A 16,165-nucleotide genomic window follows, 5' to 3' on the forward strand; every position below is an offset into this window, starting at 1 on the left:
AACAGCCTGGTGCGAGTCACATCTGCTGCTCATGTTACTTCAGCATGCACTTGATGCTGACTGCGACAAGAAACAGGATGATAAACAGGAACGTCAGATCACCCGACGACAACAGAACTCCAAGGATGCTCAACAGAATCGCAATGTTTGCGATGCGATTGAACACGGATTGCGGTTGATGGCAGCGGGATTTCCACCAGAATACGGCAGCGGCAATCAGCAGGCAGGGAATGGTCCAAAGAAGGCCGGAAGCCCAAGTTCGCCATTCTGTTCCGCTGACCTGCAGTGAAAGTTCCGGGTTGCCGCCCACTCGTGAAAATGAAAGCTCATGACCGGTCACTGGCAAGATCACTGGAATGGAAAGACTTCCTCCTTCAGTCCGCTTCGCCTGAGGGACACCCGCAGCCAGAGCGTCTGTGTCGGAGTTCGTGTCTCTGGGGAGCAATTCCTGACTTGTCTCTCCTTTGATCGCAGGAGTTGCTTTCTGGATTCTGTTACCGAGTTGTTCTTCTTTCATGCCGCCCATGCCGCCCACGACACGCATCTCGTCCGTGTCTGCCATGCCGCCGCCCATCCCTCCCATGCCTCCGGATTTGGAAAGGTGACGGTTTAAGTTTGTTCTTTTATTTCCAGAGGCGGGACCTCCAGATTGTCCAGAGAACGCTGGAGATGATTGAGGTTTCCCGGAAGGAATTGGCAGGTTTGATTCTGGTTCGGCATTTCGGCGAATGATTGGGGCTTGCTGTTGAATCTGAGACCTTAAGCGGGAACGCTCTTGATGCTCATCAGCCTGATTGTCACGACGACCTTTTGAAATTTGTAGTTCCGAAAGGGAGAAGCCAAAGCTCTCATCTGCCTGTGGTGACTTCTGCTCGATGACGCGGTCCTGAATCGAATTGGACGAGATAATTGCTTCGTTCAAGTTCGTCACGATTCCTCGGTTCCCAGCGCCCGATCCAGTCGCTTTTGACTCAGGAGAGACCTGAGTTGCGTTGCTGAGTTGCTCAGCTTTTTCGAGATCCTGCAAAAGTTTTTCGCTTTCCTGTTGGAACGGTGCGAAAACAGGATCGTATGAACCAAATGAACTTTGGCGTCCTCTGATTTGGTCCTTTAACTGTTTCAAGTTCTGCTTTACCAATGACTGACTGGAAGAGCTGGTTCCGAAGTCTGTCAGAACGCGATTCAACTCTGCCAAGTCAGAACGGTACCGTTGAATCGCCTGCATCTCGGCTTCGTACCACCCGGATTCCTCATGCCAGACAACATTTGTTCTGCTTGGATCGGTGTCCGGGACAGCCTTGAAGTGATCAGGAACATAAACGTTCCAGACCGTCTGAGCAGTTGAAACACCGAACTCAGGTGAATCCTTTGGAGTCAAAATCGTTGGTGCAGGAATGGCGAGTTTGCGACTGAAAACACTGTAGGTCGAAGGCAATGTGCTGGACAGTTTTCCTGCCAGTATCACGTTGACATCAAACGAGAGATCCGCAGAACTGGTTTGCGGCAACGGAATCAGTTGAACCGGTTTGTCGCCGACTTTAGACAGAACTGTTCTCGATGGAACATTGCGAACAGTGACCGACAGAATCTCGGAGTCAGGTGGAATCTGCAAAGCAAGGAACTGCTGCCCTCGATTGCGAACACCATAGATTGCCTGAGAACGCCAGCTGCCATCTCGCTGCAATACGGTTGTCAGCATTGCCGAAAGCACAAGAGCCCGAGACGATTCGACGCGCTGAGGCCGATCAATCTTCCACTCTGGATGCTGCTTTTCACGAACACGCACGATCTGTACTGCCTGACGAATCAGGTCGTTTGGAAGGTTCAGGGGAAGATCGTCGACAGTCAGCGGTTCGATCTTCTTCGGATCTGTCGGGGATAACTGGTTGGGAGACAGATTGACGAGAACGGCAAACTGTCGCTGACTCTGAAGTTCAGCAAAAGGATTCGGGCCAGACATCATCGGGAAATAAAGCTGCGGAGTCTTCACAATCTGATCGGCGGGGAGCGCGACCGTTGCTGCAGCGGTGATCAGGAACTGATCTTGAACCGGTTCAATGACAGAGATGATCCAGCGACGAAATCCTCTCTCGCCAGGTTCGGATCGAATTTGACGCACTCCTCGAGCATCGAAATCAAGCTGCCCGAGCCAGTCAGGAGTCGTGACCGCAAATGTGTCTGTTGAAGATTGTGTGACCGTCCAGCGGAACGTCATCCCGTAGTCGATGGTGGCGTCGCCAACCACGGTGCAGATTGCGGCATCAACCCGAACTTCTGGTGGCAGTTTGCGAACGTCGAGACGAATCTCCTCGGGTTCCCCGGTGGAAGTGAGTGCAAATTGAGCCGGTTCGCTGCGTAGCTTTCTCGAGTCTTCCGGCAAAGTTTCCGGGGGAACAGACTTCCAGCTTCCGGAGTCCGCAATGCTCGCCTGATCGCCTGGCTCCAGCCAGATTCCCAGTGAATTGGTGTGTTGATCGGCAACTGGCATCGGCAGGATAATGGCAACTTCCTGCGGGGCAGAGTCGCGTGGAAACTGACCTGTCAGACTGAGTTCAATCTCTCCGGTTCGTGGACGATCCAGTTCAATTGTCAGTCGTTGATCTTCGTCCCCGCCAGGATTGATGACGTACCAATCCGTGCACTCTGCGCAGACAACATCGAGTGTCTGGAACCCTTGAGGAACCAGAATCTCAAATTGTCTGCGAGGCGTTTCGTTGATCTTCAGGCGGATTCGTGTCGCAATCGCGAGCTTTCGTAAACCAAGGTGAACGCCGTGATCGGCGATGGCATGAACATTTCCAGCGCGACGTTCTAGCTGTAACTGCAGTTGAAACGGACGTGCTGCATAGCGATAGCTGAATGTCGCGGGCGTCTCGCGTTGAAACAATTCCTTTGGAAATGATGCAGCGTCAATCTGCTGCAGACCCTTCGCCTCACTGATGGCCACTTTCAACTCGGCAGGCGACTCGATGCCGATACGGCCGGTTTCTCTGGTGACTTCGACGGGTTCAAGTGTCTTGAGTTCGACGTTCTGAGAGTCCTCATCGGAAGCGATGGGTTGGAACAGTTCAATCTGAAACTTCGTCTGATCAGCGACTTCCCGTCGGAACTGCACTGTCAGATGACGCTTCTCATTCTCGCCAGACGCGATTCCCCAACCTGCGAGATCCGACCCGCTCAGTTGGCGGACAGAGAGACCTTCCGGCAGGACGAATCGCAATTCGGCAACGGCTCCCTGTCGAACAGTGAGTTGAAAATCCTGACGCTGATTCAAGCCGACGTCGGACACCGAAACGGCCAGTGTCGATTCCAAGTGCTGAACGTTGGATGTCTCTGATTGTTGACGTTCTGGCTGCCATGAAATGGAGATCTTGCCTCCACGATCGACCGGAGTCTGAATCGCGGAGCGCTTGTTGACTTCCAGTCGTTGAAAGAGATTAGAACCTCCGTTCACGAGCAGGCGCTGCGGTTCTTTGGACTCTGGTGGGAAGAAGGTCAGAGCACCTGCTGTGACGCGGTCTGTCTCCAGAACAAACTGGCCTGACTGCTTCGTCACTTCGCCAAGCACAATGAATTCCGCATCGATCAGATGCAGTCCTCGCTTAGGAAGGACAACTCCTGCGAATCCATCTTTGTCGACCGTGATCGCAGCGTTCTCAGTACCGATTTTCGCATTCTGCACGCTGACTTTACGCACAGGGAGACGCAGTGTCTGCGGCGTTTCAGTCTGATTGATTGCCACCCAACGGGCGGTGATGCGAATCCGTCCGGCAATCGCACCTGGTTCCACTTCTGCCACGTAATTTGCTTCTGCAATGGATGCCGGCTCCGTCCCTGCGATCGCAATTCCGGTTTCCGGGTGCGCCTGCTTCCAGAGTTGTTCATAGAGTGCTGGAGGAACCCAGACTCGATCAGCAGCCGTCAGCGTCTCTAATGAGGTATACGGAATGACGACGTACGGTGCCTGTGGTTTCGGAGGAGCAGGTTTCTGAGAGTCCTGAGCCAGCAATGGAGATCCGGTCAACAGACTGGCTGCGATGATCAGCCCACAGGAGATGCCATTCAGGCTTTGTGGTTGAAGTGATTTCTGAGAGTCATTGCACTTTGGTTGGCCAAGGCAATACAGGCCCCAGAAAATCAGACTGGCTGCTCCGCCGAGGAAGATGCCAGCAACGACAATTTCGGTCCAGCCAAAGGTGAGGCTGAGTACGGCTAACGGCAAAACGAAGGTCATAACTGCCCAGAGCCGACGCGTTCGCGAAGAAGCGTTTCTTAGCATCCAACCAATTGCGGCCGTGCTGACTGCAAGAATCAACTGAATCATTTGGGCAGTCGTTCTGTCGGCGGTTTTGATGAGGAGCGGAGTTTCCTGACCGGGAGGCAGATTTCCACGATAGAGGAACTGCTGATGTTGTGAGTCCTCAGGGATGTGTAATGTCGCTGCAAGTGACAGACGCGCGTTCTGCTTTTCCTTCCGGATGCTCTTGCCTTGTTCGTAATAATAGAGATCTGACACTGGAGGAGCCTGTGGTGCCATTCGTCCCACTGGAGCAGATGTGGGAGCGGCAGGTTCTTTCGGCATCGGGATGGAAGACCGCTCTTGAATACTCAACTCCACAGCTGGATGTGCTTCAGGGAGAGTCTGTGTTGGAGCAAGTTTGTCGTGTTGAACCCGGCCTTCATGTCTGACGGTACTCATTACAAAGATGAGAGACAGAACGACGATCACGGTCAGGATGAAAATAGAAATATAGAAGCAACCGGAAGCCAGTGTCTTGGCACGCATACTTACCAGGAAGTAAATCGTTCCCCCAAACAAAGCGAGAGCGGCGAGTTTGAAGAGTAATTCCGGAATCGAAACAGCCCCGATTTCACGACGAGCACGATCCACCCAGAGGTTCCAATTGAAGAGTGATGAGGATTGAGGCTGATACACCCCCCGGCTGTTCAAGACCACAAGCGAGTCGGGATAATGGACGTCCCATGTTTGCTCAAGAATCGGTAGTGGTTGTTCCTGCCCGGTTCCGGATGTAATGGCAAATCGCGGTGGAATCAGTGATTGCTTTGAGACGGATTCAATCTCTTCATTGGTTTGATCGAAAAGCAATTTCAGAGTGTGGCTTTGATTGGAATTCAGTTGGCTAAGTGGAATTCTCAGTCCATCGGTGGCCTGACGAATTTCAACAGGCTGGTCATCGATGAGAGCGGCCCACAATCGTGAATTCGCAGGCAGATCAACAACCAGATTCTGCATTCCGACGGCAGTGAAATTGAGAATCCCTTGCTGCTGAATCAGCCCAGCATCACTGAAGACGCTCGTCATTTTCAACTGGGAACCGACAGCGGAAGGAATGCTTCCCTTCGCGAACTGCGTTGAAGTGACTTTCAATGACCATCCCGGTTGCGCATAACGGAAGCCTGCGACAACGCGTGCTGTGGATGGGAGACTTTCCGTCGGGAAATCGATGGGGTCGACGATCTGCAGTGGCTGTCCATCGGCGCCCAGATCAACGATGCGTACGTCCTCGTCTTCTGCTCCGTTCACGGCAATGAATCCGCTTTGTGCAGTGGCATCAGTGAAGCGGAGTTCGACCGGTTGGAACTCGTCTGCGGCCCCGCGAGGGAGCGAGACTCGTGTTTTGAGGAGATAAACTCCTCGCAGCGGCTGATCGCAGTTCAGGAGCCACGGACGAACCCCGTTGATTGGTGCTCCTGGAACTTGCTCCAGTAGTTTGGCGGGAACGGTGGTTCCATCGTTTACTGGTTCAAGGGTGAAGCGGAGCTGATCGCCAGCCTGTTCGCTGGCGCTGATCTTCAACGAGCGCACACCGCCGCCGGATATTGAAAGACGTGACTGAATCTGAGTGGTGACGGTTTCCCGCTCCACCCGGAAGAGAGAAACTGTTTCTGCTGTCAGAGTGCCTGGTCGTCGGGCGATCTGAAGTTGTCCTTGATAGGTGGTTTCCTGACCAGCAAAACCGAGTCGCAATGATTCGGATTGCTGAGTCAGTTTCTGGTTTAATGATTCCATCTCGGCTTTTCGAGCGGGATCAAGGCCGACGACATCGACCGGCGACACTTCCAGCACGGTATCTGCACAGATCCCATACAGAATCTCGACCATGCCTGCCTGCATCAGTTTCACGTACGGCAACGGAACCGACATCGGAGTCTGCTGGATCGGCCAGCCTTCCGGCTCATGAGTTGCATGGACAGCGAGCGTCTGAATCTGGCCTGGCTGAAGTGGCTTTGCTGGTTGAATACGGAGTTCCTGAACCCCGGCCTCGGCGTTCACGACTTCCCATGTCACTTCGACACCGGGCATCTCGACGGTGTCGATGTAGTAATCGGCAGGGAGACGCAAGCGAACTTCGAAAACAGGTGAGCGGCGTGGTTGCAGGCCGATCGTTGATGAGAGGACCAGCGTTGAATCGCGAATCAGCAGAACATTCGTAATCGCTGCCTGCAGCGGACTTTCTTTCAGCTCTGTGAGGAACTCCAACTGGAAGTCGTCTCGCCAGACATCAAACGCAATTTGTGATGAAAAGTCAATTGCCGTCTGACCCGGTTTTGTCGCATCGACGGAGGCCCCTTTGATGACAGTTGGACGAACCCCATTCTGGTTCACTGTCTGCACACGGACCATGTCAGGGACATTGACCCAGATTGCTCCGGTGTGAGCGGTGATGTCTTCGATCTGAAACTGGGGAACAGTCCATGCCTGCCCGAGAGCGGGAGACAGAATTCCACGAACCGAAAGTCGGCGTTGACCATCAAATGGCAGCCGGTACTTCAAAATCAGACGGGTTTGATCTTTGTTGGATTCATCATCTTCAAGTGTCCATGATTCCAGTCCTTCAGACTCCACCTGAGTGATCTCCAGATTACTCGGGATACGGCAGTCCAACTGATTGATCTGGTGCCCGTAGACTTGCAGTTGCGTGACTGCATTCCACGTCACTTCACCGGGCTGAATCGCGACGTGATAAAGCGTGTTGGCGAACGTCAATAAATCTGTTTGCGTTGCCTGATTGCGATCAGTAATTGTCAGTTCGAGTTTTGGTTGTCCACCAATCGGAATCTTGTAAACAACAGGCGATTCCGACTCTTTCTCGGGGGCGAACGTCAGGCCATTGGCGAGAACAATCTTCTTTGTCGGCAGGCTGAGCTGGAATGTTCCATTGGAGCCGCCGAGCAATTGAAAGCCAGCGAGTTGATCACTTCCTGTTGTCTGCATGGCGCAAGACAACGTCAGTTGCAGGGAATGCGTGCCAGCGTTTGGGAAGAAGACTCGCAGAGTGTTCCAGTCCGGACCTGTGCGAGCGACTGCAACCGGTTCTCCCTTCAACGTTGCGGACTCAACGCTCCAGCCTGAGACTGGCAGATCAACCGTACTGGCGGGGTTTGAGGTCGTGATGCTGATTGTGACTTTGGCGACCAGTCGTTGCCCGGAGACGGTGACCTGATAGTCCGAAGTTCCGATGACTGGTTGTTGTGAAGTTCCTGTCGGCCACTTCAGTGAATCGCGTGCCGCTTTGACGAGCTTCTCGAATTCATCGCGAGAGAGCAGGGCTGACTTTCCCTGCTTCGCAATCACTTCACCCAGAAATTCCCCTGGAAGATAGATCTGCTGAATCTCGGTGATATCCAGAACTGGAGGAGGCAGCACTGGTGTTGGAATCGGTGCTGAGATCCGCTGATTCGCAGCCGCCTCAGGGGCAGGGGGCTTCTCTTCTGCAGCAACAACCGAGACGAGTGACATCCACGCCAGACAGAGCATCAGGTAACGCAACGGCCAGCCAGAGCGAATCGTCTTCGCTGCTGGATTGCGATGCGTCGATGAATTTCGCTCTAAAGGGTTACTGATGGCTGGAAACATGATTTTGCTCACTGCAACGTTCCGACAGAAATTCACGCGGACAGGCCGAAAGTGTCTCAACAGCAGCATTACGTCGCTGGCTGCGGAGGCGTTTCCGGTTGCAATGGTTCACCATCCCCTGAGGCTTCAGCGGGAGGCTCGTCAGCAGGTGGTGTCGGCTTGGTTGGGGGAACCGGTGTCGGACGACCCAGGACGGCGTGAAGAACCCAGATCAGGATCATCACCACGAGTCCATATTTCCCGGCTGACACGGCTGCGTTCAGGCTCGCATTGTCATAGAGCCCATAAAGTGCAGCAGCAAATGTGAAGAACAGCAGGATGCCCAACCGGTTTTCCCATGATGTGTGGACGAGAATCCAACCGATGAGTGCCGCTGCGACGCTGAACAGGATGGTCATGCTCAGGCGGTTCCACCAGCGAACTTCAATCGAGGATGCCTGACCCAATTTATTGTAGATGTATGGCAGACGGCCGTTCGTCGGGAATTGAGAGATCCCTGCAGGAGCCTTCTGACCATCGAGAACCCATGCTTCTGCCGCGGTCGCATTGCGATCCGGCTTTTGCCCGCAAAGAATCTGGCAGGGCGTCGAAATCGTCTGCATCCGGAAGGGGGCAGGATGTCCGATCAGGGCGTACTTTTCTGGAATCCAGACGAGAACCTTTTGTTCCTGAACGACACCATTTCCGGTGACATCAATGACAGGCAACGGAAGGTGCAAGTCTCCGCTTCCAAAGCGACTTTGTCCGAGTGACGGATTCAAATTCCACAGGAACTGGAAGGTCAGCAGGAACGAAGATTCAGACGAATCCGGACGAGCGATGTTCAACCAGTACGGGCTGAAAAGTTTGAGGTGATCTGGCAATGCGACTTCTGCTTTTTCGAGCTTCACTTCCCGATCATTGAGAAATGTGCCAAGCACTTCCAGATGAGCAGGCAATGCGACAAGCAACCGCTGACGTTCCGTTGTCTGCACGACATAACGGCAGCGGAATGTCGCTTGCGGGTCCTGGCTTGCGACCACTTCCACAAGTCCGCGCGAGATGATTGTCGAGACGACATTCTGAATCTCATAGCGGCGTGTCGAGATCTCCAGTGATGCCGGAGCGTCAGCGTCATCGCGATAGTATTGATAGGCGAGTGTGCCTCCGTGCGGAAGCAGCGTCAGTTCTCGATTATCGATCTGTTCGAGTGAAGAACTTGGAGTCGCTACGAGTGAAAGCGTACGATCCTTCTGAACTGAGATTTCCCCTATCAGTGATGCGATGGGAGTGATGACCTCTCCAGCGTTGTTCACGATTCCAAGAGGACGAGGCAACGGGAATGTGACCGCATTGTCGGCCTCTTTTTTGTCTGTGATAACAGTCGTTGGCAGGTCATAAGAAATGGTGAATGTCTGTTTGCCGATTAACTCGCGTTGGGTCGCGATGGTCCAGACGACCCGTCCGTCGACAGGTTCCGCAGCGGTCTTCTGGCGAATCGGAACAGCAACGTGGTTACCGGGTGTCACGTCGATGCGAATCAAATTTGAAATCGACTCAGGGACTTCAAAACGGAACGTGTTCACCGGAGAGAGCTCGACAGAATATGTCAGCAGCGATTTGACTCGTGAGACTTCCTGTTGAATGTCGATGGTGGTTGCGATCTCGGCCAGAATGCGAGCTGGCTTACGCTGCAATCGGACCGGGATGACGACTGGACGGCGGTAATAACGCCAGGCTGACGTCAGTCGGAAATCGCCTTCGCTCGCGCCGTCCGCAATCGGAATCGGTTGAGCGGACTGCACAGAGGGGAGCGGAGTCTGAACTTCGACGGAATCTTTGGCATAGACGAACACAGTTCCTTCGTCTCGTTCAACGCCTTCTGGACTCGAAATTGGAAGCGGTGTCTCTTTACCTTCGGTGTTTTCAAGCGGCATTCGACCGGTCAGCAACAGGTCGATGCTTCCCATTGTCTGCTGGTTGAATTGGACGCTCAGAAGCCCGTCCTGAACGTTGAAACTTTTGACGTTTCGCCCAGTGACCTGATCGATAGTGACATCGTCGGCCAGCTTGATCGTCAGTCCGAAGATGCCAATTCGTTCGATCTTGTAGTCGAGTTTTTCGGTGAACGTCAGATGCTCTGATTGCAGATAAATTCGACTGTTCTGATTCACCTGAATTCGAGGCAGAACTGGTTGAACAGAGAGTGACAGCGAATGGTCTGCGGTGAAATAACGATAGAGCAGACCACTGTTGCTTCTCAGTTCTGGATTGGCTTCACTGGCGTCGATGCGGACCAGTCCTTGCGGCGAACTGGCATTCACGGAGAGGTCTTGCCCATGGTGGATTGCGAGCATTCCGCTCACACGCACCACGTCCATCGGCTGAATTCCAAGCACTTTCCCATCTGCAGTGATGCCACCTGTGACAATTTCGTTGGATTCGAGTTTCTCTTCGGCATCGAGTTCCAATGAAAACTGCTTGTTTGCAGCTTGCAGCAGATCGATGGTCACAATCTGGCTTCCTTCGCGCTTCTGAACTTTCCAGTTCTGAATACGGGAAGCAGACCGAACATCCAGCAGGCGCATATTGGCTGGTAAGGCCACGCGCACCTGATTCATTTCTCCGCGCATCACGTCATAGGTCAGCCAACTGCGTGTGTGGATCTGTCCGTCGGCAATGGTGATCAGCGTCTGGTTCTTCACGCTGGCGAGCAGATTCATTTCTGGTGCGTTACTGGCGGAGGCATGCCAGCGCACCTGAATTTTCGAAGTGGCTCCAACAGCGACTTTCGTGTTCGTCACATTCTCGGCAGCGGCTTCAGCGGACACAATCGGAACACCTTTCGGGGCGACGTCGATTGTCTGATTCGCTTGTGGAACGGTGATTTCCAACTCTGTGACGGGGGAAACCGGACAGTTGAGCGAGATCTCACGCCCGGACGGCGACTGATTGATGCGGGTGACGAGTTCCAGTTGAATTGAATGAGATCCCGCTTTCGGAATGATCAGCGCATAGGTTCCAGTTCCGGTTGCCTGCAGCAGGATCCCCTCTGGTGCTGTCAGACTTCCAATCGCAGCGTCCCCGAACTCCAGCGGCAGTACGGCTCCGTCTTTCAGAGATTCGACACCCAGCTTCGCAGTGATTTTGGCTGATGTCTCGTCGGCGGTCGCGACGTACGTGGCTTTGGTCAGCACCGCGCCCGGTCCGACTCGGCGCGATTCCGCCACTTTGATCTGGTTCAACAGCTCTTGATAGGAGGAATACGGCAGCACCACCTGCGAGTCAGGGGTCTCGATTGCCTTCTCTAAGTTCTTAAATGGAACATAGATGGTTCGATGGACTTGTTCAGTCGGAGGTGAACTCGGCTTGTTGGAATCGACCTGTGCCAGGCAAGGAACCGCAATGCACAACGTCAGCAAACAGATTCCAAATTGAAAAAGTTGCCGCATCGTTGCCTCTCCTTGCAGTCGCTGTAAGCCGCTTATGTTTCGCATGTTCCGTACTATAACCAGCAGATGTGAGTTCGCGAACTGTGAAGTGCGTCAGAATCGGCACAATCGCAACAGGTGCCTGACAGTCTTGACGCTCCGAGGCTTCAAATCATTTCCAAAATCTTCAAAAAATCCGGCTGAAGAAAAGAGAATGCAGAACTGTTGATGCGAAAGTGTCGTTTATGCGGGGAAATTGAAAAAACTACAATCGTTCGTATTGATCTCTGTACGCAGGTGACGCAAATAAGGGGGAGCGGGCAAGATCATGAGTTTCAGTTGGAAGGATACTCTGAAAACTCCGAAATACCGGGCGACGCAGTTATGTGTTCCGATTCAATTGAGGAAGATTTCTGGGATTCAAAAGTTCGGTGGTATGACTTTCCAGCTCTTCTGTTCTACCACCATCCGATTCGTTGTAACTTGTGTGGACATCGATACTTTGCTGTTAAGAAGCGGCAGAAACGCTCTTTCATCCCCTATTTGTGGATGCACTATGCGATCCTGACATGCATTCTGGGCGTGGGAGCATCATTCTTGAGGCCCTCACCAGAACAACGGTCACATGCGACGCAAAGCGTCACGCAGTCGAATCGCAGCGTCAGCCCCTGAGTTGAATGCGGTTTGGACGCTCGTTTTTGCTGTGGCGTACTGTCGGTGTCCGCTACGGCCGGATTTCTCCAGTCGAGTCGATCTGCGCGGAGACGACGCTTTGCGATCTCGCCGTCAGACAGCGGAAACCGGTCGACACTTTGAATTCCGGTTCGACGAAATCCGCGAAATGATCTAGACTTCCGTTTTCGAACGAGCATTTCGACAAAGACTTGCTCAGGTGTGATTACCGGAGAGACAGACGTCATGGCGGCACAGGACCGTTCGGCATTGATGGACAAAATTGTCGCGCTCTGCAAACGACGCGGGTTCATCTTTCAGAATTCAGAGATCTATGGCGGTCAGAACGGTTTCTGGGACTACGGCCCACTGGGCACCGAACTGAAGCGGAACGTCCGGAACGCCTGGTGGGAAGACATGATCACCCGCCATGATCCGCTGGACCCACCTGCTGAAGCTCCAGTGGCATACCAGATGGTGGGTGTGGAAACATCGATCATCATGCATCCACAAGTGTGGAAAGTCAGCGGGCACTTCGACCTGTTCTGCGACAAGATGGTCGACTGCAAGGAATCCAAGAATCGGTATCGTCTGGATCACGTGACCGGTCGCTGGATCGAAGGCAAGATTGGTGATGCGGCTCCACAGAGGCTGTTCGTGACGGCAATGGCCGATGATTCTGTCATCGTAGAAGCGATCACAGCCCGAGCGCTCAAAGTTTTCGGGATGAAAAACAAGGAGGCCGACAAGTTGGTCTGGGACGGCGCTCCTGCAAGCCTGTCGACGATCGCTCCAACCGAATACGGGTCAGTTGTTGCGCCAGAGGCATCAAAGCCGGGAACGTTGACTGATCCCCGCGACTTCAACCTGATGTTCAAGACGATTCTGGGAGCACTGGGAACAGAAGCGGATTCTGCGTTTCTGCGCCCGGAAACGGCTCAGGGAATCTTCGTGAACTTCAAGAACGTGATGGACTCGAACCGAGTGAAACTCCCTGTCGGGATTTGCCAGATCGGGAAGAGCTTCCGTAACGAAATCACTCCTCGGAACTTCACGTTCCGATCACGTGAATTCGAACAGATGGAGATCGAATTCTTCTGTCAGCCAGACGCCTCTCCTGAGTGGTACAAGTACTGGCGGGATCGCCGATTTGCCTGGTACACCTCACTGGGGATCGGACCGAAGCATCTTCGTTTGCGAGACCATGAATCAGATGAGCTGTCTCACTATTCATGCGGAACGGCAGACATCGAGTACCAGTTCCCATTCCTTTCGGACGACGAGTACGGCGAACTCGAAGGAATTGCTCACCGTGGTGACTTCGATCTGCGATCCCACATGGAAGGCAAACTGCACACTGGCCCGGATGGCAAGTTGCAGGTGGAACTCAATGCGGAAGGCCAGCCGAAATGGCGTGGTTCAGGGAAAGACCTGACCTATTTCGACGACACCACTCGCGAGCGCTATCTGCCACACGTGATCGAGCCGTCAGCTGGTGCTGACCGCGCGACACTGGCGTTTATCTGTGAAGCCTTCCACGAAGATGAAGCTCCAGATGACAAAGGACAGATGCAGACTCGCGTGGTGATGCGTTTCCACCCACGTCTTGCTCCAATCAAGGTCGCTGTCTTCCCGCTGGTGAAGAAAGATGGCCAGCCAGAGAAAGCGAAAGAGATCTATCGTGCTCTGCGTGATGCCGGAATCGCGACGACCTTTGATGAACAGGCCGCGATTGGAAAGCGGTATCGTCGCCAGGACGAGATCGGAACCCCGTGGTGTATCACCGTCGATAACGAGACTCTCAGTGCAAACACTGTGACGATCCGTGACCGTGATTCACTGGAGCAGGTTCGCATTCCAGTCGGAGACATCGTTAACGAAATCTCCAGCCGGTTGCGCAAAGAGTGGAAGCCACCTGTATAACAGCATGGAGCATTCCCCATTCAGGAACGGCATTGCCCGAGCTTGTCTGATGGATTTTGCTCTGCCTTGCTGATGAGCGTCAGTCAGAAGCCGTACACCGAAATGTGTGCGGCTTTTTTCGTTCAATTTGTGGACTCAGGCGTCTTCAACAGGCGTCAGTCAAGTATTCGTTTTGTATTGTATGAATGCCTGCCGCATCGCTTGCCGCGAACTTTGCTTGTCGTGGCGAATGCTGTGATCGCATGCCGACGCGTTCATTTGAAACGCACGATTTTGATCCGGAACAATTCGACTTTGATCTACGCTGTACCCATGGAACCGACTCGAGCAAACCTTTACGACTACCCTAAGTATTATGATCTGTTGTTCGGGTCTGATTGGCAGGCAGAATTTCACTTCCTGAAAAAGTGCTTCGAGAAGTACGCAAAATGCAATGTGACTCGCGTATTTGAACCAGCATGCGGCACTGGCCGCCTGATTTACAGACTGGCAAAGGCGGGATTCGAAGTTGCTGGAAATGACCTGAACGAGAAGGCGGTCGATTACTGCAACAAACGCCTGAGCAAGGCAGGATTCCCGGCAAGTGTTGTGATTGGAGACATGGCTGACTTCAAAGTGAAGAAGAAGTTCCATGCATCATTCAACACGATCAACAGTTTCCGTCATTTGCCGAGTGATGAGGCCGCAGAAAGTCATCTGCACTGTATGGCTGACGCGTTGACCAAAGGGGGCCTGTATATCCTTGGGCTGCATCTTACCCCAACGCGTGGCACCAGAGTGGACCATGAAGAATGGACCGCCCGCCGCGGAAATCTTCAGGTCAACTCGGCGATGTGGTGCAAGAAGCTCGACAAGAAAAACCGGAATGAAGTGCTCGGGATGACCTTTGATGTCTATACCCCGACAAACATTCTGCGACTCGAAGATGAAATGAACTATCGAACCTATACGCAGAAGCAGTTCGACGATCTGCTGTCGCGCGTTCCAGAGTTCGAAGTCGTTGCATTGCATGATTTCGTCTACGACATTCGTACCGAAGTTACGATTCAGCCGGAAACGGAAGACGTCGTCTTCATCCTGCGAAAGAAATAAGAATTTCGCTTTCACTTTCCTGCGATCCCCATTCAGGGTGGTCTCGAACGAGGTCAATATGCGTTGTCTGGAACTTGCTGGAACCAAGGTCACGTACCGGACAGACTTTGCTCCCAAAGTTCAGCCTGGGCAGATTCCCGTACGTGTCCTGAAGGCAGGTGTCTGCGAGACAGACTTGCAGTTGATGCAGGGATACATGGGGTTTCAGGGAGTATTGGGACACGAGTTCGTCGGAATCGCAGAGTCAGGAAAATACGCCGGACAACGCGTTGTTGGTGAGATCAATTGTGCGTGTCACCAGTGCGAGACATGTCAGAAGGGGGATCCGACGCATTGCCCGAATCGAACAGTGCTCGGCATTCTGAATCATGATGGGGCATTTGCCGAAACCGTCTGGTTACCGGAAGAGAATCTTCATCCTGTGCCGGACTCGGTTTCAAACGAAGCGGCTGTTTTTGTTGAACCGTTGGCGGCGGCCTTTCAGATTCCGGCTCAACTTGATCTGAGTCGGTTTCAGGATGTTGTCGTTCTGGGGGATGGACGATTGGGGAACCTGTGTTCGCAGGTCCTTGCAATGCAGGGGGCCAACCCGCTGGTGATTGGGAAGCATGTCAGCAAGTTAGAACGCCTCGCAAAGCTCGAAATTCGTACGTGCCTGCTCTCTGAAATGAAGAGCGAGCGTATCGCGGATCTTGTTGTTGATTGCACTGGCTCTGCGACGGGATTTGTGGATGCCTGTCGATTGGTCAGACCGCGCGGCACTATTGTGTTGAAGACCACGGTCTCTGGAACCAATGGTCCGAATCTCGCGCCGGTTGTGATCGATGAAATTCAAGTCATCGGGTCGCGGTGTGGTCCGTTTCCTCCAGCGATTGAGGCACTGGCGCAACGATCAATTGAAGTCGAATCGCTGATTTCCGGTCGGTTCCCGTTAGAGCAGGGAGTCGAAGCGCTGGCTCAAGCAAAAGTCCCAGGCCAGATGAAAGTTCTTCTTGAGATCTCGACCTGACGCTGATTTTTGCCACACAGAAGCCCCATCGTTTGGGCTGAGCCGTGATGTGACAGTGTCAATATTTTGTGCACTTTCTGTTTGTTTTGCCCGCTCCTTCAGCACTGTTGAGATGCGTCTGAGTGGAGGCGGAAAAGAAGTGTCGTCGCAACTGTATTGATCATTGACGCTTATGGGAAA

At 53.2% G+C, this 16,165-nt stretch carries 6 protein-coding genes; 4 read left to right on the top strand and 2 right to left on the bottom strand.

All coding sequences use genetic code 11. The annotated features are described in order from the left end of the window. Positions 1 to 34: 34 nt before the first annotated feature. Both SH527x_RS16545 and SH527x_RS16550 read right to left on the bottom strand, forming a co-directional pair. Positions 35 to 7,879 carry a hypothetical protein gene (locus tag SH527x_RS16545; RefSeq protein WP_437191788.1) on the bottom strand — a complete coding sequence of 2,615 codons (7,845 nt, stop codon included), beginning with the start codon at positions 7,877 to 7,879 and terminating at the stop codon, positions 35 to 37. A gap of 68 nt (positions 7,880 to 7,947) precedes the next feature. Continuing rightward, positions 7,948 to 11,310, bottom strand: coding sequence for a hypothetical protein (locus tag SH527x_RS16550; RefSeq protein WP_437191789.1), 3,363 nt, complete (start codon positions 11,308 to 11,310; stop codon positions 7,948 to 7,950). 604 nt (positions 11,311 to 11,914) lie between these two features. Here SH527x_RS16550 and SH527x_RS16555 point away from each other — a divergent pair. The 4 genes from SH527x_RS16555 to SH527x_RS16570 all read left to right on the top strand — a co-directional run bounded on the left by SH527x_RS16555 (position 11,915) and on the right by SH527x_RS16570 (position 15,985). Continuing rightward, positions 11,915 to 12,139, top strand: a complete 225-nt coding sequence (locus SH527x_RS16555) for a hypothetical protein (RefSeq protein ID WP_437191790.1) — start codon at positions 11,915 to 11,917, stop codon at positions 12,137 to 12,139. A gap of 68 nt (positions 12,140 to 12,207) precedes the next feature. Further along, complete coding sequence (locus tag SH527x_RS16560; protein WP_437191791.1) at positions 12,208 to 13,884, top strand: glycine--tRNA ligase; 1,677 nt, start codon at positions 12,208 to 12,210, stop codon at positions 13,882 to 13,884. Positions 13,885 to 14,196: 312 nt separating this feature from the next. Beyond that, complete coding sequence (locus SH527x_RS16565; RefSeq protein ID WP_437191792.1) at positions 14,197 to 14,976, top strand: class I SAM-dependent methyltransferase; 780 nt, start codon at positions 14,197 to 14,199, stop codon at positions 14,974 to 14,976. A 58-nt stretch (positions 14,977 to 15,034) separates the two neighbouring features. After that, a complete protein-coding gene (locus SH527x_RS16570) occupies positions 15,035 to 15,985 on the top strand; it encodes an MDR/zinc-dependent alcohol dehydrogenase-like family protein (RefSeq protein WP_437191793.1) in 951 nt (316 codons plus the stop codon). Positions 15,986 to 16,165: the final 180 nt, after the last annotated feature.

This window comes from Planctomicrobium limosum, from assembly GCF_051465645.1.
Classification (GTDB): Bacteria; Planctomycetota; Planctomycetia; order Planctomycetales; family Planctomycetaceae; genus Planctomicrobium.

Excerpts from the sequence above, each read along its gene's own strand:
- SH527x_RS16560 (WP_437191791.1), top strand. The coding sequence starts at position 12,208 with ATGGCGGCACAGGACCGTTCGGCATTGATGGACAAAATTGTCGCGCTC.
- SH527x_RS16555 (WP_437191790.1), top strand. The coding sequence starts at position 11,915 with ATGCGACGCAAAGCGTCACGCAGTCGAATCGCAGCGTCAGCCCCTGAG.
- SH527x_RS16565 (WP_437191792.1), top strand. The coding sequence starts at position 14,197 with ATGGAACCGACTCGAGCAAACCTTTACGACTACCCTAAGTATTATGAT.
- SH527x_RS16545 (WP_437191788.1), bottom strand. The coding sequence starts at position 7,879 with ATGTTTCCAGCCATCAGTAACCCTTTAGAGCGAAATTCATCGACGCAT.
- SH527x_RS16550 (WP_437191789.1), bottom strand. The coding sequence starts at position 11,310 with ATGCGGCAACTTTTTCAATTTGGAATCTGTTTGCTGACGTTGTGCATT.
- SH527x_RS16570 (WP_437191793.1), top strand. The coding sequence starts at position 15,035 with ATGCGTTGTCTGGAACTTGCTGGAACCAAGGTCACGTACCGGACAGAC.